Source organism: Burkholderia sp. HAN2018 (assembly GCF_024704855.1).
GTDB lineage: Bacteria > Pseudomonadota > Gammaproteobacteria > Burkholderiales > Burkholderiaceae > Burkholderia > Burkholderia cepacia.
Genome location: NZ_QOBB01000054.1, coordinates 1 through 21,046 on the forward strand (window position 1 = coordinate 1; position 21,046 = coordinate 21,046).

Here is a 21,046-nt window from a genome sequence, read left to right on the forward strand (position 1 = left end):
CCGATCCCGGCCGCCGTGCGCGAGGCGCTCGCCGATCTCTGCGTCGGCGGCGGCCCCGGCGATCCGGCGCTCGACGCCGGCTGGGGCGAGCCCGGCCTCACCGCGCCCGAGCGTGTGTTCGGCTGGAACACGTTCGAGATCCTCGCATTCAAGGCCGGCAACCCCGAGCACCCCGTCAATGCGATCCCGCCCGCCGCGTATGCGCACTGCCAGTTGCGCTTCGTCGTCGGCACCGACTGGCAGGCGCTGCATGCGCACCTGCGCACGCACCTCGATGCGCACGGCTTCGCCGACATCGAGATCGACGTCGAGCGCGGTGCACCGGCGACGCGCGTGTCGCCGGACGATCCGTGGGTCCGCTGGGCGGTCGCGTCGCTGGCGCGGACCACCGGCAAGAAACCCGCGATCCTGCCGAATCTCGGCGGCACGCTGCCGAACGAAGTGTTCGCCGACACGCTCGGGCTGCCGACCCTGTGGGTACCCCATTCGTACCCCGCGTGCTCGCAGCACGCGCCCGACGAGCACCTGCTCGCGAGCGTCGTCAGCGAGGGGCTGCAGATGATGGCCGGCCTCTTCTGGGATCTCGGCGAGGACGCCCCGACCGTTCGCCGCGCGGCGCCCGCCGCGGCCGGCGCCACCCTGTAACGCGCTTCGCCCCTTTCACGGGATCTGCCCACACGATGAACACGACCACCCTGACCTCGCAGGAAGCCGCCCACCCCAGCGCCGCGAAGATCCGGCGCATCATCTTCGCGGCGTCGATCGGCAACGCACTCGAATGGTTCGACCTGATCGTCTACGGCTTCTTCGCGGTGACGATCGCCAAGCTGTTCTTCCCCGCCACGAGCGAAGCGACGTCGCTGATGCTCACGCTCGGCACGTTCGGGCTGTCCTACCTGATCCGGCCGATCGGCGGCTTCGTGCTCGGCGCGTACGCGGATCGCGCGGGCCGCAAGGCGTCGCTGCTGCTGTCGATCGCGATGATGATGGCCGGCACGCTGCTGATCGCGTCGATGCCGACCTACGCATCGATCGGCATACTTGCGCCGCTCGGGATCATGTTGTCGCGGCTGATGCAGGGCTTTTCCGCGGGCGGCGAATTCGCGAGCTCGACCGCGTTCCTCGTCGAGCACGCGCCGCAGCGGCGCGGTTTCATGTCGAGCTGGCAGTTCGCGAGCCAGGGCCTCGCGACGCTGCTCGCGTCGGGCTTCGGTGCGCTGCTGACGTCCACGCTGACAACCGCGCAACTCGAAAGCTGGGGCTGGCGCGTGCCGTTCCTGTTCGGGCTCGCGATCGGCCCGGTCGGGCTGTACATCCGCCGTTACGTCGACGAAGGCGTCGAGTTCAAGACGCAGGCACGCTCGGAAGCGCCCGTGCGCGAACTGTTCGCGGATCAGAAGCTGCGGCTGTTGCTGTCGATCGGCGCACTCGTGATCTCGACCGCGATCAACTACATGGTGCTGTACATGCCGACCTATGCGATCAAGCAGCTCGGCCTGCCCGCGTCGACGGGCTTCGCGGCGACGCTCGCGACCGGTTTCGTGCTCACGCTCGTCACGCCGGTCATCGGCCACCTGTCCGATCGCACGGGGCGGATCCGCATGATGGCGGCCGCGGCCGTGCTGATGCTCGTCAGCGTGTGGCCGACGTTCGCCTGGCTCACGCGCCACGCGTCGTTCGCGACGATGCTCGCCGCACTGGTCTGGATCGGCGCGCTGAAGGCGATGTACTGCGGCGCGCTGCCGGCGCTGATGGCCGAGCTGTTCCCGTCGCAGACGCGTGCAACGGGGCTCGCGGTCAGCTACAACACGGGGGTCACGCTGTTCGGCGGCTTCGCGCCGTTCGTCATCACCTGGCTGATCAGCGCAACCGGCAACCGGCTGTCGCCGGCGCTCTACCTGATGGGGTGTGCGGTGCTGAGCCTCGTCGCGCTGTTCGTCGCGCGCACCCGGCTCAAGATGCGATAACGGAAGAAACGACGGCGCGGTGACGCGCCGCCGGTGCGGCCCGGCGCGGCATCGTCGCCGCGCGGGCCGCGCGCCGTTTACGGCGCCGGGTTCGGCTGCAGTTCGTGCAGTGCGTCGATCTCGGCGAGGATCTCGTCGGACAGCTTCACGTCGACGCTGCCGATGTTCTCCTTCAACTGCTCGAGCGACGTCGCGCCGACCAGGTTGCTGCGCACGAACGGCCGGCTGTTGACGAACGCCAGCGCGAGCTGCGCGGGCGACAGCCCGTGACGCCGCGCGAGCGCGACATAGCGCGACGTCGCCTCGACGGCCTGCGGCTTGCTGTAGCGCTGGAAACGCTCGAACAGCGTGATGCGCGCACCGGCCGGACGCGCACCGTTCTCGTACTTGCCGGACAGCCAGCCGAACGCGAGCGGCGAATACGCGAGCAGGCCGACGCCATCACGATGCGTGAACTCCGACAGCCCGTTCTCGAACGTGCGATTCACCAGGCTGTACGGATTCTGGATGCTTGCGATGCGCGGCAGCCCGAGCTTCTCGGCCGCGCGCAGGAACTGCGCGACGCCCCATGGCGTTTCGTTCGACACGCCGATCGCGCGTACCTTGCCGGCCTTCACGAATTCCGCGAGCACGCCGAGGGTTTCCTCGATCGGCACCGTGTAGGCGTCGTCGACCCACGGATAGGCGGGACGGCCGAACGTCGTCGTGCTGCGGTCGGGCCAGTGCAGCTGATAAAGATCGACGTAGTCGGTCTGCAGGCGCTTGAGGCTGCCGTCGAGCGCTTCGGTCAGGTTCTTCCGGTCGAACTGGTTGCCTTCGCCGCGAATATGGCGCGGATTGTGCGGCTGCCGCGCCGGCCCCGCGATTTTCGTCGCAAGCACGATGCGCTCGCGCTGCGCGCGATGCTGCGCGAGCCACGTGCCGATGTACTGTTCGGTGCGCCCCTGCGTATCGGGCTTCGGCGGCACCGGATACATCTCCGCGGCATCGATCAGCGTCACGCCTTGCCCGATCGCGTAGTCGATCTGCTCGTGCGCATCGCGCTCCGAATTCTGCTCGCCCCACGTCATCGTGCCGAGGCCGATCAGGCTGACCTCGATGCCCGAATCGCCAAGTGTGCGGTATTCCATGCTGTTCCCGTCGCGTCAGTGGAAAGCAGGAACGCTATCACATTGAAGCGACCGCTTCAGACAGGCGCCGCACACGCTTACAGGCGGCCTTCGGTAAAGGTGCGAGCGTTCACGCGCAGGGCCCGAACGAAGGCATAGCAGCCGCCGTTACTGCGGCCGCTGGATGAAACAGGTCGCCGACGCATGCGCGACGATCTTGTCGTCCGGCGTCTTCAGCGTGCCCTCGGCAACGCCCAGCGAACGCGACAGGTGAATCACGCGCCCTTCCGCAACCAGCTCGACGTCGCGCGGCACGGGCCGCAGCATCTTCACATGCAGATCGACCGTACCGTAGCCGACGCCCGCATCAAGCATCGAATGCACCGCACACCCCGTGACCGAATCGAGCACCGTCGCCGCGAACCCGCCGTGCACGCCGCCGAGCGGGTTCAGGTGCCGGCCGTCCGCCCGCGCCGAAAATTTCACATAACCGAGCTCGACGTCGAGCGGACGCATCGGGATCGTCTCGGTAATCGACGCGAGCGGCGCATCGCCCGATACCGCTGCGCGCAGCAGATCGAGACCAGACAGGGAAAGCGGGTTCATCGGGTTGTCTCCGGGTTGAAAGCGCGTCGCCGCGCGAGTAAGTTCCAAATTGGAACTGATTATTCACAACGATCACGGTCGTTGTCAACGTGGCCGGGCTCGTTGCAGTCGAAGGCGGGTTCTATAATCGAGCCCGCTATTTCGCTGAACCGCCGCAAGAGACTCGACGATGAAATGGGATGACATCGGCACGCTGAACTGTTCGGTCGCGCGTACGCTTGCCGTACTCGGCGACCGCTGGACCATGCTGATCCTCCGCAACGCGTTCCTCGGCTGCCGCCGTTTCGACGCGTTCCAGACCCAGCTCGGCGTCACGCGCCATGTGCTGGCGGAGCGGCTCGCGCGGCTCGTCGACGAAGGCGTGCTGGCCAAGCGCGCTTATCAGGAACGCCCGCCGCGTTTCGAATATCGTTTGACGGACAAGGGCCTCGACCTCTACCCGACCCTGCTTGCGCTGACCGCATGGGGAGACCGCTGGAAAGACGACGGCCAGGGGCCGCCAGTGCAGTTGCGTCACCGTACCTGCGGCCATCTGATGCACGCGGTCACCGTATGCTCGGCGTGCGGCGAGCCGCTCGACGCGCGCGACGTGCAGCCGGAGCGTGGCCCCGGATGGGTCGCAGCCGAAGCTGCCGGAAGGGCTGCGGCCGAGGACTGACGCATCGCGCATACGGAAACGCGTGACGCACACGGATCGTTCGTTGCGTTCGCGTTGCTGTCGCCGGTTCCAGCGAGCCTGCCTGGTTGCACTCTCGCACGGCTTGCACACCGACACCCTGCTGCCGCCGCACGCGCATTCACGCGCTGCCATCGCCCCCATCCGCCGATCGCCCCGATCGCGCATACGGATCCCGCACAACGCAACTTTGCGTCACCGCCTCTGCCATCGCCGGTCTTCGCGATGCGTCATCCCGTTGCATCCGCACGTGACCGGGCCGCCACGTGTGCGTTACACTCACGGCCCGCTGTCTCGAAATTATTCGCTGTCCAAGATGTTGTCGCGCAATCGCCTCGCCGCTGCCTGTCTCGCCGCCTCCCTGCTCGCCACACCGTTCACCGCTTTCGGCAAGACGCAAAGCGAATCGCTGCTCCAGCAGGCGATCGACTTCGTGTCGCAGTGGCTACCGGCCCCCACTCACGAAGCGCCCGCAACACAGGTCGTCGAATCGGCATTTTCGCCCGATGGCGGTGCCGAAGCGCTGGTGCTGAAAGCGATCGGCGCCGCGCGCAGTTCGATCCGCGTCGCCGCCTATTCGTTCACGTCGCCGCCCGTCACGCGCGCACTGCTCGCCGCCAAGCGACGCGGTGTGAATGTCGCGGTGGTGGTCGACGACAAGGGCAATCGCGCAAAGAGCAGCAAGCAGGCGTTGAACCTGCTCGTCAACGCAGGCATCCCGACACGCACGATCGACGCCTATGCGATCCATCACGACAAGTACCTCGTGATCGACGCCGAGCACGTCGAAACGGGTTCGTTCAACTACAGCGCGTCGGCGGCCAGCCGCAATTCCGAGAACGTCGTCGTGGTGTGGAACAACCCGCAACTCGCGTCGCGCTATCTCACGCACTGGCAAAGCCGTTTCGACCAGGGCACGCCGTACCGCTCCAGCTACTGACACGCGCCGCGCTCACCCCGTGTTCGATCCGCCGTGTTGCAGATGATCGGCGAGCATCGCGCGAAGCTCAATTCGGCCGAACGGCCAACGCGTCGCCTTGCTTAATGGATTTCAGCCGTCCGCCCGGTCGCGGCACCGGCCTGCGTCATCGGCGTGCAGCGATTCGCATGCGCACCCGCGCCGCGTACCGACGACGTCGACAAGCCGCTGGCGCCGCCCGGCAGCGCGTTGCTCACACATACGACGCCGAACGCCAGCGTGTTCTGGACCATCGGATAAAGCAGATACAGCGCAAACGCGAGATAGCCCGCGTACAGAATTCGAACCATGGTGGAGTGGGAGGCGATGAACGATTGGACTCGCCCTGTTTACGGCACTGCGCCGGGCACCTTGAGACGTCGCGCACCGGATTGCGCATCGGGGCGAAACGCGGGCCCATGACGCCCGCTTCTCACCGCATCTGCAACGATCCGGGCCAAGCCGAAACCGCCCGCTTCCGGATTGCCGGCATGGCGATGCGCCGCGCAATGCGCGATACTGTCCGGCATACGATCCCGTGACCGGCCTCGCAGCCGGGACAAAGGACACGACCCATGCAAATTGCACCGAAACCGGCCGACGAGGCGGCCCGGCTCGATACGCTTCATTCGCTCTCGATCCTCGACACGCCGCCCGAAGAACGGTTCGATCGCCTGACGCGTCTTGCACGCAGGCTGTTCGACGTGCCGATCGCACTCGTCAGCCTCGTCGACGACGATCGCCAGTGGTTCAAGAGCCATGCCGGGCTCGACGTCACGCAAACGTCGCGCGACGTGTCGTTCTGCTCCCATGCGCTGCTCGCGGGCAATACGATGGTGATCCAGGATGCGCTGAACAACGATCGCTTCCACGACAATCCACTCGTCACCGGCGCGCCCGGCATCCGCTTCTACGCCGGCCGGCCGCTCGCGGCACCGAACGGCGCGCCCATCGGTACGCTGTGCCTGATCGACACGCGGCCGCGCTCGCTCGAACCCGACGAGCTCGCGCTGCTCGGCGATCTCGCCCACATGACCGAACGCGAGATCGCCGCGCTGCATTTCGCGACCACCGACGAGCTCACCCAGCTGACGAACCGCCGCGGCTTCGAGATCCTGGCCCGCCACGTGCTGAGCCTGTGCGATCGCCTGGGTCGTCACGCGGGGCTGCTGTTCTTCGACCTGAACGATTTCAAGGCGATCAACGACCGCTTCGGCCATGCCGAGGGCGACCGCGCGCTCAAGGCATTTGCCGACACGCTGACGGGCGCACTGCGCGACAGCGACGTGATCGCACGACTTGGCGGCGACGAGTTCGTCGTGCTGCTGAGTGCCACCGATCCGGCCGACGTCGCCGAGCCGGTCGACCGCGTGACGCAGGCGCTTGCGCTGCGCAACACGGCCGACGCGCGCGGCTATGACATCCGGTTCAGCGTCGGGCACGTCGACTACGACTCCGCGCACCATCACGACGTGGCCGGCCTGCTCGCATCGGCCGACCAACGGATGTACGAGCACAAGCAGCGCGGCAGGTCGGCCGGCGCGTGAGCGCGGGCGCATGCCGCCGCCCTACCGTTCAACTGCGGGGGCGCGGCTGTGTCAGCTGCCGCACGGCGGCGCGCTGGCCATCGCCTCCGCGATCTGCTCGGGCGTCAGGTCGCGCTGGTGCGTCGCGAGCGACCAGCGATGTCCGAACGGATCCTCGACCTGTCCGTAGCGGTCGCCCCAGAACATGTCTGCGGCAGGAATCGTCACCGTCGCGCCGGCCGCGACCGCCTTCGCGATCGCGGCGTCCGTGTCAGGCACGTACAGGTGCAGGCAGACCGGCGTGCCTTTCAGGGCCTTCGGCCCGAGCGCGCCGTGTTCGGGCATTTCATCCACCAGCATCAGTGTCGAATCGCCAATCACGAGGCACGCGTGCGCGAGCCGGCCGTCAGGCATCGCCAGGCGAAACTGTTCGCTCGCATTGAACGCGCGCTTGTAGAAGTCGATGGCTGCGGCTGCGCCGGCGCAGATCAGGTGCGGCGTCAGCGTACGCATCCCTTCCGGGATCGGTTTGACGGACGTGGACATGGGTGTCGCTCCTTCGGTCGGTTGTCGTATCGGAATCGGGACGGACGCGCGATGCGCACGCCTCCGATGCTACGACGGACGACCCCGGCGAAAATCGACACGGCGCCCTGCATTTTTTTCTCGAGTATCAGGACGCCCGGGGTCGCCGCATCGGGCGTCACCCGCCCGTTCGATCGGCCTCGTTGTCCGGCATGCCGAACTGCCGCCGACATGCCTCGAGCAGTCCTGCCACCGCATCGAGCGGAAGATCGGCAAACCGGGCAATCGGCAGCATCACGCCGCCCGGCACCCTGATGCGCGACGAATGCGCCGAGAACTGGTAGCCGATGTAGCGATTGCCTGCGACGCTGATGATCCGGAATTCGGTGACATCACGCCATGGCGTGGCGGGTTGTTCGCGTACGCCTCCGATCAGCCTGAAACCCGTCTCGTCGACATGCAGCACCATCCTGCGTCGCGACGACACGAAGAAGGCGGCCCCCGCCAGCGCCAGCAATCCGGCCAGCGCCGCTACCGGCCAGAGTGCCGGAGCGGCCGCATAACCGCACAGGCTTGCCGCGGCCAGCACCATGCACGCGATCGCCCTTCTTTTCAGGCTCCGGCTGTCAACCGCCAGCGTCACCGGCAACTGGCCGATGATCGTTCCCGCGACCGGATCGACGTGCCAGCCGGAATCGATGGATTCAAGTGCGTCTTTCATTGTGCGATCGCTCACCTCGACGGCCGCCGGGTGATCGAAGTTGGACACCCCGTCGATGCGCTGAAACGGTCGGCGTGCCGACGGGAAATGATCGTGATTGAAAAAGGTACGCATCGACGCACGGCAGCACGCACTCGTCCACGCGGAACGGGCAGTACGCGGCCGGCACCAGTCATATTCAGTTGCACACCTTGACGGTGCCGTTGGTCGTGCATTGACCGGTGGCCCAGTGACTCTGCCCTGCCAGATGAGGCGCCAGACCGATGCCACGGATCGGCGCGGCTGGCGACGATGCCGGAACGGCTGCGGCCGCCGACGCGGTGTCGGGCGACGGCAGCGGAGGCGGCTCGGACGCCGTCTGGCAAGCCGACAGCGCCAGACAAAGCGCGGATGCCCACGGAGCGATGAGGGATCTGGACATGATCTCGTACGCGTTTGCGAAGTTCGCTTCCGGTAACGGCTCGCCGAAGATCGCGTGACCCGTCAAACCGTTCGGCACAACCGGCCATGCGGCACGACGATCGTCCAATACTACTCCTCGCGATCGACGTCGTGCGAGCTACCGTTCGGCCAGGTGCCGCCATTCATGCGACGGCGCATGCCGCTTCGGTCAGATTTGCGGCAGATCGCGCAACGTGCGCGATTCGTTCGTTGCATCGATGTCGAGCTCGATGCCTTCCGATGCATCGCGATACAGCACGCGTTTGAGCCGGGGCCCGATCGCGGTGGCGTCCGATGCCGAAAAGATTGCGCGGACATCGTTGCCGGACGCGAGCACGCGCGCCACGTCCGCCACCGGCGCTTCGCTCGGCGTCGCCGCCCACGACCGGTCGGACGGATTCACGGCCGCCCAGCGCACGTGCGTCACGCGCGCGCTGAGCGGATCGATTCGCACACCATTCACCGCAAACATCGACATCGGCATCTCCTTCGAATATTTTTGCGGCCCGCCGTACCGATGCACGGTCACGGACGGCCCCAGATCTCGCAGACGTTTCCCGCCGGGTCCGCCACGGAAATCGCAACCGTGCCGTCGCCGTAGTCCCACTCGTTCAGGATGCCGACGCGGCACGACTCGAGCCGTGCGACGGCTTCCGACACATGCGCGACTTCGACGGCCAGCGCAATGCCGTGGCCGGTCGGTCGAAACTCCGGATACGGAAACCTGCCGCCGCTGCCGGTGTGAACGGTCAGCGTTGCTCCGCCCATCACGAAGCGGTGCCACGGATTCCCCGCGGCCGACACGCCTTCGGAGTGAACCGGCAGCGCAAGCGCCAGACGATAGAAATCCACCACCGCCCGAAAGCGATCGTCTTCGACCGGCACCAGGATGCCCAGACTCGCGATCATGTGCGCCCCTCCGGTCAACGCGATTTTCGATGATACATTGGGACGCTTTACAACCGTCAACAGACAATCGTGCACGGGAGAAACACATGACCGACGCCTGGGGAACCTTCCCTGCCAGAATGGGCGACCGTCAGGCTTTCATCAGCTTCAACCACGACTTTGCGGAAATCGCGGAAGGCGATCCGCGCACGTCGCTGCTCAGCGTGCGCGTCCCCTTTGCGCATCCGACGCCGGAAGGCCTGCCGACCGGCGACGAATTCGCCGATCTCGCGAAGATCGAGGACCTGCTGGACGCCACGATCACGGCGAAAGGTGGTGTGCAGGTCGGCCGCATCACCGTCGACGGCCATCGGGATTTCCTTTTCTACGTATCGCTCGACGAAGAAGCCGCGGCGGAGATCATCGACGCGCTGGCCGATCAGACGACCTACGCGTTGCAGTACGCGCACCAGGACGATCCGGACAAGGAAGCGTACTGGCAGACGCTCTACCCGACCGACGACGACCGGCAGATCATGCGCGACATGCGCGTGCTGGACGAACTGCGGAAGAAAGGCGACGCCGGCGATGTCAGCCGGCGCGTGATGCACTGGGCGTACTTCCCCGACCAGAGCGACGCGCATCAGTTCGCGGACTGGGCCGAAGCGAAAGGCTATCCGGTCGAATCGGTCGCCCCCACCGAGGACGGCAAGTCGGCCGTACGGTTCTCGCACGAGGGCACCATGGCACTGGCCGACATCACACGCCATACGGTCGCGATCAATCGCGAGGTACATTCGTTCGGAGGGGAATACGACGGATGGGAAACCAGCGTCGAACAGGCTGGCCGAGCGGGTTGACCTGCCCGCCGCAAGCGACGTGACGCAACGCATCCGGCGCAAAAAACATCCCGGCGGCATTGATGCGCGCCGCCGGGACCAAGGCATCACCGGCCGAAACCGGCGATGGGCCTGAGGGTTCGCTCAGGCACGAGGAAAGCGATACGTGCGGACCAGGCGATCGGATGCAGGGACACGCAACCGGTGCGATTGCGCTGCCCGCCGAACGCCTGTCCGGTTCCGCCGACGCGGCCTTGCGGCGTCGGACGGGCAAAAAGCCCCCGCTCCTGCGCGAGCGAGCGGGGAAATGGTTGACCGGGCCGGGGAAGAACGGTCAACCGGCCAGATTGTGAGCGCCGGCCGCGCAACGATCTGTGCGGCAACTCACCATTTGGTGACAATGCCGCGGCAACCGGCACGCTCGCGTGCCGCGCGGATCGCGTCACGGCCCGAGCGCGACGCCCGCGACCGGCGCGAGCAACACCACGATGACAGGCGACAGCACCACCGCCCCGATCATCATCACGCCGTCGGCCGCGAGCGTGACCGGGGTCGCGAACACGCGCACGGCCTTGCCCGCCGTGGTGATGCGATCGGTGACGTCGATCTTGTACGAATGCGCAAACGACGACCACGTCTTGCCCTGTGCAAAACCATCGGCCAGATAACGCGAACCGGCCAGTTCCCCCTTCATCTCCAGATCCCTGCTCCCGCACATCGTGAAGCCGTCCTCCAGCGCGCGGTCCCAGCCCTCGTCGGTCATATCGGCGCGACGGAGCCGGAGCCGGAACTTGCCCGAGATCTTGCTGCCCTGCGCGACGAATTCATAGAGCGACGCGTTGATCGACTTGCGGTAGGGCGATGCCAGCACGGCACCGAGATGCTCGGGCATATCGAAGATGTAGTGATATTTCTCGCCGAGCACGACGAATTTCTTGCCGTCCTCGCTGACGAGAAATCGGTCGACCGTCTCTTCATATCGGCCATCTTCGAACAGCATTGCCGTGCAGCCTGTCAGGCCGGCGACGACGACGATCGCGCCCGCCGTCAGCAGCGCTCTTCTTTTCATGTCTGGAATTTGATCTTGTTTTAATGCAAGCGGATATTTTCAGGCCCGGCGCAAGTCTCCGGTAAGTCGCGGCTGCTGTCAAAGCAGGTTTATTCTATTTTTCCGATCGACACGATTCAGGCTTCATTTTTTCTGCATCTTTTTTTGAAACCATGTTTCGCGAACACAAGGGCCCGCGTCATGACAGCCGGGTTTCGTCCTCATACCGGTCAGCTGAAAAGCCATTCGGCAACCATCTCGATCCAATCGAGATCGCTGGCGATGTCGATGACGGTTTCGCCGACGATTTCGGCAGTCGATGTGGTCGATGTGGTCGATGTCGTTGACGCGTTCGATGCAGTCGATGCGCCCGTCACCAACGCGCCGGCAACGACCATATTCGCCTTCGCCATTTCCGCGGAAGCACCCAATCCCGAAGCGGCCAGCCGCTCCAGCCAGTCGACGATATTGGCACGCGCATCCTCTTCATCCGCGAAATCATTCCGCTCGAGATAGCGGTCGAATACGGTCCACGCAAGTGTCTTGCTTCGCGAAGCGGATTCGAGATGCCAATCGACAACGCCCGTCCGACCGGACTCCCTGACTTCGAGCGTCGCGGTGAAACAGTAATCGAGATATTCGATCTCAAGTTTCGACGACATGGTTTTCTCCGGTCAATCCACCCTCTCTGTTCTTGCGATCATCCGGGCTTGCCGGGTTTCGCGAAACAGTGTGAATTCTGCATGAAATTCGCGCGACGGATCATTCCCGCTGGCGGGATCACGATATTCTCATAACCTGTCGATAACGATCGCCGACACATGACTGTACTTGATTTGCCCACCACTCCCCTCGGCGCTTTCCTGTACCGGGTATTGCCCTGCTTCGCCATCGCAATCGCACTGCTAAACTCCGGCCAAGACGGCCGCTTGCAATACCAGAGGAAAAAATGGCACTCGCCCGCGCACAACAAAATGGCGTAGAGGTCTGGATTGTCCAGCTTCCCGGGCACACTCCGTATGCCCATACGCACCTCAAGCGGGTATTCTCGTGCGACGATACGCGACACCGGGTCGTGACGATCGACCTGCCGAAACTGCTGGCATGTGCCAACCGGGACACGACGGACTACGTGTTGCCGCCTGTTCTTTACTGGGCCCCAGGAAAAGCCGCGGGCATTCGCGAATTCCTCGATCCTGAACAGGACAGGATTCCGGACATGCCGTACATCACGTTTCGCGAGACGAGAACGCGAACGCTGCTCGGCATCCCCGGGCTGTCGAAGGTCGGCGTCGCGTCGTTCCGGAACGGCCAGCATCGCGCTCGCTATCTTGCCTATGCAGGTGCAACGACCCTGCCCGTCGAAGTGCACGAGACGGAAGCCGATTTGCTCGTGCGGTACTGCGGCGTGTCACCGTGAAGTACGTTCGGCTTTCGCCCGGCGATGGCCGCGCATCATGCGGCCGTTCGCTCGAATGTGGCCAGGTGGCTAGGCCTGTATCGCATAGATCCGGTCGGTGACTTCCGTCTGGCCGATGCGGCTCGTTTCGATACCCGCCAGTTGCCATCCGTTGTGCTCGTAGAAACCGATCGCGCGCTCGTTGCCCGCCAATACCTTCAGATGGACCTGGTGCACGCCGAGCGTTCGCGCCCATGCACGGACGGCTTCGATCATGTGCTTGCCCGTGCCGCCTCCGTGATGCGAAGGATGGACGTGCAGGCAGTCGAGCAGCACGCCCAGCGCCGGATCGACGGGGCGCTCGGCACTGACGAATCCCACGGGCTCGCCGTCCGCCTCGGCGATCAGCACCAGGCCCCGCTCGTTTTCGTTGCGATCGAAATATTGCCGCCACCGGGTCGCATGTTCCGTCGGCACCTCGTCGGACAGGTAGGTCGCCGGCAAGATATGGCTGTATGCAGTTTGCCAGCTCAGTGTGTGCAGGCGGGCGATGTGCCGTGCGTCTTGCGCTGTCGCGGCACGCAGCGTGGCACGGGTTTCCGGCATCGGTGGTCACTCCTTCCACTTGTTCTCTTGATCGGAACGTCTCGCCGCGAAATATACCGCGTGGAGGCGCGCAAGGCTCGATGTCGCCACGCGCAGGTTATCGTCGCGTACCTTGCAAGCGCCGTCGCCGCACGTTGGCTCGTGATGTTTGCAGGCGTTCGCCTCCGTCACGCCTGACGCGATCGCGTCAGCAGTTGTCTGCCGGACGCCATGCCGGGTTCGTGCACCACTGCAGTTCGTTGCCAAAACAACGAGGCACAGGCAAAAAAAATCCCGACACTGTCATTGGCTGTCGGGATCGAACGGCCCTGCAAAGCATGAGGGCACGAGGAAGTCGATACGTTACACCAATGTAAGACTGTTGCGCGCTGTCGGCTCGCGCCAAGTCCCTGTCTCATTCCGCCATAAACGAAAAAAGCCTGCTCACGCGAAACGCGAGCAGGCAAGAAAACGGATCAGCATTCGAGGCACGAGGGCTGTCCAGGAAAGATAACGGCACCGGGAGCGAGAACCTTAGTCGAAAAAGGAAATTGCGCAACATCACGTCGACTGAATACGGCCATACAATCTCGCATCGACGATGGATTGACGAATACCGGCGGCACTGTGGCGATATCCTGTCCAATCGGCCATGTATGGCAAACTTCGGCTCCGAATCGACGCAGCGCACTCTTTACCGCAAGGGAATCATGTACGTCTTGATCTATATCGCAGCGGTCGCCGTCGCCAACCTGATGGTCGCTCATTTCGGGCCGGCTGCAACACCGATCATCGCGTTCCTGCTGATCGGCCTCGATCTCGCGATTCGAGACCGGCTCCACCTCGATTGGCGAGGCCGCGCGCTTTGGTCGCGAATGTTTGCGTTGATCGCGGCCGCCGGTGTCGTCAGTTATGCACTCAATCCCGCCGCCAAGGAAATCGCCGTCGCGTCCCTGGTGGCGTTCGGTTCGGCAGCCGTGGCGAGCGCAGTCGTGTTTCAACTCGCACGTCGCTTTCCGATACTGGCGCGCGCAAACGGCGCGAACGTCGCGGGTGCGGCTGTCGACTCCATCATCTTTCCGCTTATTGCGTTCGGGGCCGTGTTTCCGACGATCGCCGCGTTGCAGTTCGTCGCCAAGGTGGCTGGCGGCGCCTTGTGGTCGTGGGTGGTATTTCGAAACACTCGATCGGTTCAGGCGGGAATCGCGAGCAATGTGGTCGATCGTTGAGGACGGGTTTGCTTTTCGCGGCATTCGCTACGTTCGAATGCGCGTCTGGCAGGACGCCCAAAAGCAACAATCCCGACCTGTTGCGCCGTACTCCATCGCCATGCGCTTGCCGTCCGAATAGCGGCGACGACGTTTTGATAGATGAAGGCCGAAGCGCATCCAGCATCTTGCGCCAGCTTCAGCGCCTGACTCACCTGCTCAAGAAAGGGAAACAGCGCGATGACGTTGCGAGGATGACGCGGATCGGAACCTATCGGGCGGGAACCCTGGCCAAGCGTCTTACAAGCAGTGCTGCAAGCACCTCCAGCTGATACACGATCGCCACGACGTTGCACGCGATGAGGGCAAAGTCACCAAAATCCACCGGGTGCATGTGATAACCGATTCGGTGGTTATCGATGATTTTTTCGAACGAGGCAATGGCCGACGGCAAGCTGACGACGCTCCCGCAGATCAACAGAACGCTGACTCCCGCAACGTATTTGATTCGCGCCTTTTGCGGCAAAACGCAAGTTGCGAGAAGCAAGCCGATGCCGCCTGCGGTGGAAAAAAGAAAAGACCATGCTATAGGCCAATCCACGGTCCAATCCAGCAAAAAATGGATAAACACAAGCCACGACAAGATCAGCAGGGGCATCGCCGGCGCGACTCCAGCGAGCAGATAAAACGACGCCCTCACCACCCTGAGAGTCGTCATGACCGTAATCTTTGGCCTTGAATCGGTTTGCCGTTCCGTTGCCTGGGCAACGGGTTTACTCTTTGACCGCATGGATTCCCCGAGAAGCCTCGAATTCCAAATCCTGTGGAGCCCATCAATTTACCGTAGAACGCCGCTCCGCCAATAGCGCGCGCAAAACGCAACCGGAAATTTGACCGCCCGCTCCTTTCGGCGCATTGGCGCGGCTGCGTTCATTCACTCGGATTCCCGGCACCGCAATTTTCGACTGCACGAAGTACGACACTCGGCATGTCTACGCGATCGCGATACCGTTGGCCGGAATGACCCGCTCGTGTGAGCGATACAGCTCAAGCACGACACCGAGTTGTTCCCGACTGGATGCGCAAAATGGATGGATGGCGAGCAGAACGCTCTGGAGGGGGACGACGAGGCTCGAATCGACGCTATTGCGCCTGATTGCCTCCCGCAAAGCAAAACAGGCGCCTAAGCGCCTGTTTTGTTAATGCATTCGGTGGGGTGGCTGATGGGACTCGAACCCACGACGACAGGAATCACAATCCTGGACTCTACCAACTGAGCTACAGCCACCACTGTTACTGCTTTTTGTTCTTCGCTGCTTTTGTGTTTCAGCAGCGAAGAACAAGATTATACGAACACTTTTGAATCTTGCAAAGCTTTTTTTTCAAAAACTTCTTCGGCCTCGTTCAGATGCGCGCGCGCCTCGTCGAACACGGCCAGATCGCCGCGTGCGAGCTTCTTGTTGTCCGACAGCACACGACGCCAGCCACGTGCACCGGGCATCCCGCGATACAGTCCGAGCGCATGCCGCACGATCGCGCCGAGGTAGGTGCCGCGCTTCAGTTCGGCCGCGCAGTATTCGATCAGCTTCGCCTCGGCCTCTTCGCGCGTCGGCGTCGCTGCCGTCGATCCATAGAAGCGTGCATCGACCTCCGCGAGCACGTACGGGTTGTGATACGCCTCGCGGCCGAGCATCACGCCGTCGACATGCTCGAGATGCTGCGCAACCTCGTCGAGCGTCGTGATGCCGCCGTTGATGACGATCTCGAGCGAAGGAAAATCGCGCTTCAACCGATACGCATAGTCGTACTTGAGCGGCGGGATCTCGCGGTTCTCTTTCGGCGACAACCCTTTCAGGATCGCATTGCGTGCATGCACGACGAACGTTTCGCAGCCAGCCTCGGCCACCGTGCCGACGAAGTCGCGCACGAATGCGTAGTCCTCGACCGCGTCGACACCGATCCGGTGCTTGACCGTGACCGGCACCGACACCGCATCGCGCATCGCCTTCACGCAGTCCGCGACGAGTTGCGGCTCGTTCATCAGGCACGCGCCGAACGCGCCGCGCTGCACACGCTCGGACGGACATCCGCAATTCAGGTTGATTTCGTCGTAGCCCCACTGCTCGCCGAGCTTCGCCGCGCGCGCCAGATCGTCGCGCTCGCTGCCGCCCAACTGCAGCGCGACCGGCGATTCGTTCGGCGTGAACGCAAGATGCCGCTGGGCATCGCCGAACAACAGCGCGCCCGTCGTGATCATCTCCGTATACAGCCACGTATCGCGCGTCAGCGTCCGGTGGAACGAACGGCAATGACGGTCGGTCCAGTCGAGCATGGGCGCGACGGATACGCGGCGAGGAGGAAGCGAGGACGGTACGGACATGGATTTCGGGCAACAGGCCAGACGGCGCGGAAACAACCCGGCATTTTACCGCAACAGCGGGCAGGCCTGCCCGGCATGCACGCTACCCCTCGCCCAGCTCCGCATCGACCGCCCGCCGCGCCTCGTCCAGCACGCGCTCGATCACGCGTCGTTCGGTCAGCAGGATCCCGTCCACCTTGACGAGCCGCCAGTCGATCCGCACGGCATCGCCCTGCAGCACGCGGTAATGCGCATGCTCGCCGTCCCAGACCTGCTCGGTCTTCACCTCGATCTCGTAGCCGCGGTACGGCTCGCTGAAATCGCCGAGGTCGCTGCCTCTCGGTTCCATCGCACGCTCCCGTGGCGACGCAGCGCCGGCCGCCCGCGCGGCCGGCGCCGTGCGCTCAATCGTATTCGTTGGACAAAAAGGATTTGCCATCGGCCGTCAGGTCGACCCGGTCGGCCGCAGCCTGATAGATCAGCCCCTCGTTCAGCAACGCGTAGACGACGTCGTCGAACGCAGCGGGAACCGGCCGGCTTTCACCGAACTGGTCGATCCACTTCAGCGCCTCGATGGCTTCGGGGGAAAGGATGGGGGTCATGCGTGGCCTCCGGCATCGGTGTCGCTCCATCCTAGCACTTCGTCCGGACGTCGAATACCAAGGCAAACGCGCTGCGCAAATGCCGGGCGGCGCCAACGGGCAGGTTGCCCGCGGCGCCGCACCGGCGCGGGACACGCGCTCAGAGGCGTGCGATCGATACTTCGGTCGATTTCACGAGCGCGACGACTTCCGCGCCGACCTTCAGTTCGAGTTCGTCGACCGACCGGGTCGTGATCACCGACGTGACGATGCCGAACGGCGTCTCGACGTCGACCTCGGAGACCACGGATCCGCGAATGATCTCCTTCACCTTGCCCTTGAACTGGTTACGTACGTTGATTGCAGTGATGCTCATCAGGTTGATCGCTCCGAAGAAAAAGATCTCAGAACGGGCGGCCGCTGCCGCCCGGATTTAAACGGCCCAGCGGATCTGCCCGACCGGTCGAACGTTGTCTGCCTCGTGCACCTCGCCCTGTACGTCCGTACCGGGCCCGCCGGCGAGCACGCGTTTCAGCACGCGGTCCTCCAGCGCCGCAAACGCGGCCGATGCGCGGGCGCGCGGCCGGTCGAGCGGCACCGGCTGATCCAGCGCCACGCGCCCCTGCTCGATGAGCAGGATGCGGTCGCCGAGCGCGACGGCTTCCTGCACGTCATGCGTGACGAGCAGCGCGGTGAACCGATGCTCACGCCACAACCGCTCGATCAGTGCATGCATCTCGATGCGGGTCAGCGCGTCGAGCGCGCCGAGCGGCTCATCGAGCAACAGCAGTTGCGGCCGGTGAACAAGCGCGCGGGCCAGTGCCACACGCTGCCGCTGGCCGCCCGACAGTTGCGCGGGCCAGTCGTTCGCACGCTCCAGCAGGCCGACTTCGTCGAGCACCGCGCGCGCTTTGTCGCGCGCGCCGCGTCCGAGGCCCAGCATCACGTTCTGCAGCACGGTCTTCCATGGCAGCAGGCGCGCATCCTGGTACATGATCCGCGTGTCGAGCACGCCGCCGCCTTCGCCACGCGTCACGAGCGCGCCGCTGCTCGGCTGCTCGAGCCCGGCAACGAGACGCAGCAGGGTCGACTTGCCGCAGCCGCTGCGGCCGACAATCGCGACGAAGCTGCCGCGTGCGATGCCGAGCTCGACGTCGTCGAGCACCGTGCGTGCGCCGAAGCGCTTGCTGACACCCGACAGCGTCACCGCGTCGTCGGGTGCCGGGCTTCCTGCCCGCCGCCGCGCGAGCGGAACGATGGACGCACTGCCGTCACGGTCGAGGATCGCCGCATCCCGCGCGTCGCCGTCCGTGACACGCGCCTGCGCCAGTTCGACCTCGAGGTCTGCGCCGGCAAGCGGGCCGTAGGCGGCCGCCGAAGTCGTCGCATTCATGCCTTTGCTCCTGATTGATAAGCCGGGTGCCAGCGCAGCGTCACGCGCTCGAGCCATTTCGCCAGCACGTCGGCCAGCTTGCCGAGCACCGCGTACAGCAGGATGCCGACCACCACCACGTCGGTTTGCAGGAATTCACGCGCATTCATCGTCATGTAGCCGATGCCCGACTGCGCCGAGATCGTTTCCGCGACGATCAGCATCACCCACATCAGCCCGAGCGCGAAGCGCACGCCGACGAGAATCGACGGCAGCGCACCGGGCAGGATCACGTCGCGGTACAGCGCAAAGCCGCGCACACCATAGCTCTTCGCCATCTCGATCAGGTTGGCGTCGACCGAGCGGATCCCGTGGTACGTGTTGATGTAGACCGGAAAGAACACCCCGAGCGCGACGAGGAACAGCTTCGCCTTCTCGTCGATGCCGAACCACAGGATCACGAGCGGAATCATCGCGAGCGCCGGAATGTTGCGGATCATCTGGATCGTCGAATCGAGCGCGACCTCGGCCGCCTTCGACAAGCCGGTCGCGAGCCCCAGCGCGAGGCCGACACCGCCGCCGATCGCGAAACCGAACAGTGCGCGCCATGTGCTGACTTTCACGTTCGCCCACATTTCCCCCGACGTCACGAGCGACCAGGCCGCTCGCACGACCGCCACGGGTTCGGGCAGCACGCGGGTCGACAGCCAGCCGATGCGGGCGCCGACTTCCCATGCCACCAGCAGCGCGAGCGGCACGAGCCACGGCGCGACGCCGCGCCATGCGCGGGCGGCCAGGGCCGCGCCCGTCGCCGACGTTTTCGTTGTCATCGCAGGCCTCCTGTCACTCAGCTCTGGGCTGCCTTCGGCAGATAGCTGTTGCCGACGATCTCGCCGAACGGGCCGGACAGCGGGCCGGTCGCCTTCGCCGCGCCGTTGCCCTTGATCAGCGGGAACACGAGTTCCGCGAAACGGTACGACTCCTCCAGGTGCGGATAACCGGACAGGATGAAGGTTTCGATGCCGAGATCCGCGTATTCGCGCATGCGCTCCGCGACCTGTTCCGGATTGCCGACGAGCGCGGTACCCGCGCCGCCGCGCACGAGGCCGACGCCGGCCCACAGGTTCGGATACACCTCGAGTGTCTCGCGGCCGCCGCGCTTGCCGCCGTGCAGCGCGGCCATCCGGCGCTGGCCTTCCGAATCCATGTTCGCGAACGCCTTCTGCGCGCGGGCGATGGTTTCGTCGTCGAGGCGGCTGATCAGGCGCTCCGCGTCGCGCCATGCTTCGTCCTCGGTCTCGCGCACGATCACGTGCAGACGAATCCCGAACTTGATCTTGCGGCCGCGGGCTTCCGCGCGGGCCCGAATATCGGCGATCTTCTTCGCGACAGCCTCGGGCGGCTCGCCCCAGGTCAGGTAGGTGTCGATGTGATCGGCCGCGATCTGATGCGCGGCCGGCGACGAACCGCCGAACCACAACGGCGGATGCGGACGCTGCACGGGCGGATACAGCGCCTTGCCGCCCTTCGACTGCAGGTGCTTGCCGATGTAGTCGAACCCGCCGTTGTCGTGCGACGCGGACAGCAGCCCGCGCCAGATGTTCAGGAAGTCGTCGGTGATTTCGTAGCGCGTGTCGTGATCGGCGAACAGGCCGTCACCCTCGAGTTCGGCGGCATCGCCGCCCGTCACGACGTTGATCAGCAGGCGGCCGCCCGACAGACGGTCGAACGTCGCGGCCATCCGTGCCGACAGCCCGGGCGACGCGATACCGGGACGGATCGCGACCAGGAACTTCAGGCGCTGCGTCGCCGGGATCAGGCTCGACGCAACGACCCACGCATCCTCGCAGGAACGGCCGGTCGGCAGCAGCACGCCCTCGTAGCCGAGCGTGTCGGCCGCAACCGCCACCTGCTTGAAGTAATCGTAATCCGCGGCGCGTGCACCTTCGGCCGTACCGAGATAGCGGCTGTCGCCGTGCGTGGGGATAAACCAGAACACATTCATCTGCTGCTCCTGCTTGACTGTCCTTGCCGGAATTTGAAAAAACACCGCCCTGCTCGCGTCGCGGATCAGCGGCGCATGCATGGTGTGCGTTCGAATCGGGATGGTTCGCCGGTCAGGCCGTGCAGCGGGCGAGGACGCGATTGCACGGCTGTTTCTGGGAAATCAGTCTAGGGATCGGTACAGGGCTTTGGAACGATTTTTTTGAGCTTAGGTTTTCCGCTTTCGTGATTAGC

27 protein-coding genes and 1 tRNA gene are annotated in these 21,046 nt (G+C 64.6%); 8 read left to right on the forward strand and 20 right to left on the reverse strand.

The features are described from left to right. Together DPV74_RS16215 and DPV74_RS16220 are read left to right on the forward strand one after the other, a co-directional pair. The coding region (locus DPV74_RS16215) for a peptidase dimerization domain-containing protein (protein ID WP_162923059.1) at positions 1-645 on the forward strand (645 nt) is incomplete at its 5' end. 35 nt (positions 646-680) lie between these two features. Continuing rightward, positions 681-1,967: an MFS transporter gene (locus DPV74_RS16220; protein ID WP_119337569.1), complete on the forward strand. Its 1,287-nt coding sequence runs from the start codon at positions 681-683 to the stop codon at positions 1,965-1,967. Positions 1,968-2,044: 77 nt separating this feature from the next. On the opposite strand, the gene DPV74_RS16225 is transcribed toward DPV74_RS16220, so the two are convergent. Both DPV74_RS16225 and DPV74_RS16230 read right to left on the reverse strand, forming a co-directional pair. Then, the gene (locus DPV74_RS16225; RefSeq protein WP_059623479.1) at positions 2,045-3,097 is read right to left on the reverse strand and encodes an NADP(H)-dependent aldo-keto reductase; all 1,053 of its coding nucleotides are present in this window, start codon (positions 3,095-3,097) and stop codon (positions 2,045-2,047) included. A gap of 147 nt (positions 3,098-3,244) precedes the next feature. Then, positions 3,245-3,682 carry a PaaI family thioesterase gene (locus DPV74_RS16230; protein WP_059700144.1) on the reverse strand — a complete coding sequence of 146 codons (438 nt, stop codon included), beginning with the start codon at positions 3,680-3,682 and terminating at the stop codon, positions 3,245-3,247. 169 nt (positions 3,683-3,851) lie between these two features. Between DPV74_RS16230 and DPV74_RS16235 the strand changes: the two genes are divergently transcribed. Both DPV74_RS16235 and DPV74_RS16240 read left to right on the forward strand, forming a co-directional pair. Then, positions 3,852-4,340, forward strand: a complete 489-nt coding sequence (locus tag DPV74_RS16235) for a helix-turn-helix domain-containing protein (RefSeq protein WP_060084825.1) — start codon at positions 3,852-3,854, stop codon at positions 4,338-4,340. A gap of 334 nt (positions 4,341-4,674) precedes the next feature. Continuing rightward, the gene (locus tag DPV74_RS16240) at positions 4,675-5,298 is read left to right on the forward strand and encodes a phospholipase D family protein (protein ID WP_060172125.1); all 624 of its coding nucleotides are present in this window, start codon (positions 4,675-4,677) and stop codon (positions 5,296-5,298) included. A gap of 101 nt (positions 5,299-5,399) precedes the next feature. Here DPV74_RS16240 and DPV74_RS16245 read toward each other — a convergent pair whose 3' ends face one another. Next, positions 5,400-5,627 carry a hypothetical protein gene (locus DPV74_RS16245; protein WP_060172123.1) on the reverse strand — a complete coding sequence of 76 codons (228 nt, stop codon included), beginning with the start codon at positions 5,625-5,627 and terminating at the stop codon, positions 5,400-5,402. A gap of 264 nt (positions 5,628-5,891) precedes the next feature. Between DPV74_RS16245 and DPV74_RS16250 the strand changes: the two genes are divergently transcribed. Further along, a complete protein-coding gene (locus DPV74_RS16250; RefSeq protein ID WP_119337570.1) occupies positions 5,892-6,863 on the forward strand; it encodes a diguanylate cyclase in 972 nt (323 codons plus the stop codon). 51 nt (positions 6,864-6,914) lie between these two features. On the opposite strand, the gene DPV74_RS16255 is transcribed toward DPV74_RS16250, so the two are convergent. The 5 genes from DPV74_RS16255 to DPV74_RS16275 form a co-directional block, all read right to left on the reverse strand. Then, complete coding sequence (locus tag DPV74_RS16255; RefSeq protein WP_027787493.1) at positions 6,915-7,388, reverse strand: VOC family protein; 474 nt, start codon at positions 7,386-7,388, stop codon at positions 6,915-6,917. Positions 7,389-7,545: 157 nt separating this feature from the next. Beyond that, positions 7,546-8,088 (reverse strand): aspartyl-tRNA synthetase, encoded by a 543-nt coding sequence (locus tag DPV74_RS16260; RefSeq protein ID WP_119337584.1) that lies wholly within the window; start codon positions 8,086-8,088, stop codon positions 7,546-7,548. Positions 8,089-8,266: 178 nt separating this feature from the next. Continuing rightward, complete coding sequence (locus tag DPV74_RS16265; protein WP_081052453.1) at positions 8,267-8,509, reverse strand: hypothetical protein; 243 nt, start codon at positions 8,507-8,509, stop codon at positions 8,267-8,269. A 189-nt stretch (positions 8,510-8,698) separates the two neighbouring features. Next, positions 8,699-9,007: a phosphatidylserine/phosphatidylglycerophosphate/cardiolipin synthase gene (locus DPV74_RS16270; protein WP_119337585.1), complete on the reverse strand. Its 309-nt coding sequence runs from the start codon at positions 9,005-9,007 to the stop codon at positions 8,699-8,701. Positions 9,008-9,054: 47 nt separating this feature from the next. After that, complete coding sequence (locus DPV74_RS16275; RefSeq protein ID WP_048020670.1) at positions 9,055-9,438, reverse strand: VOC family protein; 384 nt, start codon at positions 9,436-9,438, stop codon at positions 9,055-9,057. An 86-nt stretch (positions 9,439-9,524) separates the two neighbouring features. On the opposite strand from DPV74_RS16275, the gene DPV74_RS16280 reads away from it, so the two are divergent. Then, on the forward strand, positions 9,525-10,277 hold the full coding sequence (locus DPV74_RS16280; RefSeq protein WP_119337571.1) for a DUF695 domain-containing protein: 753 nt from the start codon (positions 9,525-9,527) through the stop codon (positions 10,275-10,277). Positions 10,278-10,698: 421 nt separating this feature from the next. Here the strand turns inward: DPV74_RS16280 and DPV74_RS16285 are convergent, their stop codons facing one another. Then, positions 10,699-11,325 carry a hypothetical protein gene (locus DPV74_RS16285; RefSeq protein ID WP_119337572.1) on the reverse strand — a complete coding sequence of 209 codons (627 nt, stop codon included), beginning with the start codon at positions 11,323-11,325 and terminating at the stop codon, positions 10,699-10,701. A 209-nt stretch (positions 11,326-11,534) separates the two neighbouring features. Further along, positions 11,535-11,966: a hypothetical protein gene (locus DPV74_RS16290; protein ID WP_119337573.1), complete on the reverse strand. Its 432-nt coding sequence runs from the start codon at positions 11,964-11,966 to the stop codon at positions 11,535-11,537. 287 nt (positions 11,967-12,253) lie between these two features. On the opposite strand from DPV74_RS16290, the gene DPV74_RS16295 reads away from it, so the two are divergent. Further along, positions 12,254-12,724: a hypothetical protein gene (locus tag DPV74_RS16295; RefSeq protein WP_119337574.1), complete on the forward strand. Its 471-nt coding sequence runs from the start codon at positions 12,254-12,256 to the stop codon at positions 12,722-12,724. A gap of 69 nt (positions 12,725-12,793) precedes the next feature. On the opposite strand, the gene DPV74_RS16300 is transcribed toward DPV74_RS16295, so the two are convergent. Then, on the reverse strand, positions 12,794-13,309 hold the full coding sequence (locus DPV74_RS16300; RefSeq protein WP_060172114.1) for a GNAT family N-acetyltransferase: 516 nt from the start codon (positions 13,307-13,309) through the stop codon (positions 12,794-12,796). A 530-nt stretch (positions 13,310-13,839) separates the two neighbouring features. On the opposite strand from DPV74_RS16300, the gene DPV74_RS16305 reads away from it, so the two are divergent. Continuing rightward, complete coding sequence (locus tag DPV74_RS16305; RefSeq protein ID WP_240439989.1) at positions 13,840-14,517, forward strand: VUT family protein; 678 nt, start codon at positions 13,840-13,842, stop codon at positions 14,515-14,517. A gap of 250 nt (positions 14,518-14,767) precedes the next feature. On the opposite strand, the gene DPV74_RS16310 is transcribed toward DPV74_RS16305, so the two are convergent. From DPV74_RS16310 to ssuD, 9 genes are all read right to left on the reverse strand, one after another. After that, on the reverse strand, positions 14,768-15,214 hold the full coding sequence (locus tag DPV74_RS16310; protein WP_119337575.1) for a hypothetical protein: 447 nt from the start codon (positions 15,212-15,214) through the stop codon (positions 14,768-14,770). A 494-nt stretch (positions 15,215-15,708) separates the two neighbouring features. Further along, positions 15,709-15,784: transfer RNA gene (locus DPV74_RS16315), tRNA-His, on the reverse strand. A gap of 57 nt (positions 15,785-15,841) precedes the next feature. Further along, complete coding sequence (gene dusA / locus DPV74_RS16320; RefSeq protein WP_021161571.1) at positions 15,842-16,828, reverse strand: tRNA dihydrouridine(20/20a) synthase DusA; 987 nt, start codon at positions 16,826-16,828, stop codon at positions 15,842-15,844. A 130-nt stretch (positions 16,829-16,958) separates the two neighbouring features. Continuing rightward, entirely contained in the window at positions 16,959-17,204 is a 246-nt protein-coding gene (locus DPV74_RS16325; RefSeq protein ID WP_027787627.1) for a hypothetical protein, read from the reverse strand. A 55-nt stretch (positions 17,205-17,259) separates the two neighbouring features. Beyond that, positions 17,260-17,457: a hypothetical protein gene (locus DPV74_RS16330; protein ID WP_114176916.1), complete on the reverse strand. Its 198-nt coding sequence runs from the start codon at positions 17,455-17,457 to the stop codon at positions 17,260-17,262. Between the two features lie 139 nt (positions 17,458-17,596). Next, complete coding sequence (locus tag DPV74_RS16335) at positions 17,597-17,812, reverse strand: molybdopterin-binding protein (RefSeq protein ID WP_006476104.1); 216 nt, start codon at positions 17,810-17,812, stop codon at positions 17,597-17,599. Between the two features lie 57 nt (positions 17,813-17,869). Then, a complete protein-coding gene (locus tag DPV74_RS16340) occupies positions 17,870-18,829 on the reverse strand; it encodes an ATP-binding cassette domain-containing protein (RefSeq protein ID WP_060372668.1) in 960 nt (319 codons plus the stop codon). Next, positions 18,826-19,638: an aliphatic sulfonate ABC transporter permease SsuC gene (ssuC, locus tag DPV74_RS16345; protein ID WP_059526339.1), complete on the reverse strand. Its 813-nt coding sequence runs from the start codon at positions 19,636-19,638 to the stop codon at positions 18,826-18,828. The genes DPV74_RS16340 and ssuC overlap by 4 nt, the downstream gene beginning before the upstream one ends. 17 nt (positions 19,639-19,655) lie before the next feature. Next, entirely contained in the window at positions 19,656-20,813 is a 1,158-nt protein-coding gene (gene ssuD / locus DPV74_RS16350) for an FMNH2-dependent alkanesulfonate monooxygenase (RefSeq protein WP_027787631.1), read from the reverse strand. Positions 20,814-21,046: the final 233 nt, after the last annotated feature.